Raw genomic sequence first — 323 nt, 5'->3', positions numbered from 1 at the left:
GGCTGCTGTGCGCAGCACCGGCAGGCGCAGACGTCGACCAGTGCGCGCCCCCCGGCGTGGACAGTGCCAGCGCGCTGCCCACCAACCTGGCCGCCGCGGCCAGCGCGCTGCCCACCAACCTGGCCGCCGCGGCCACCACTGCCCCGCTGGACACGGTGCGGGCTGAGAACCTCGGCCTGAGCACCCCCGGCGTACTCACCGTCGGCACCTTGTCGGACGCACCGCCCAGCATCTGCGGCACCTTGTCGGACGCACCGCCCAGCATCTGCATCAACTCGGCCGGCCAGTTCACCGGCTTCGACAACGAGCTGCTCCGCGCCATC

General features: G+C 73.1%; 1 pseudogene. It reads left to right on the top strand.

Annotation, left to right across the window (positions count from 1 at the left end):
• Nucleotides 1–2: 2 nt before the first annotated feature.
• A pseudogene (locus H7J73_RS10960) lies at nucleotides 3–323 on the top strand (transporter substrate-binding domain-containing protein); the annotation flags it as partial.

The organism is Mycolicibacterium komossense, assembly GCF_025822605.1.
GTDB classification, from domain to species: Bacteria; Actinomycetota; Actinomycetes; order Mycobacteriales; family Mycobacteriaceae; genus Mycobacterium; species Mycobacterium komossense.
The sequence above is the reverse complement of the archived record's forward strand: the minus strand, read 5'-3'. Positions and strand labels throughout refer to the sequence as shown.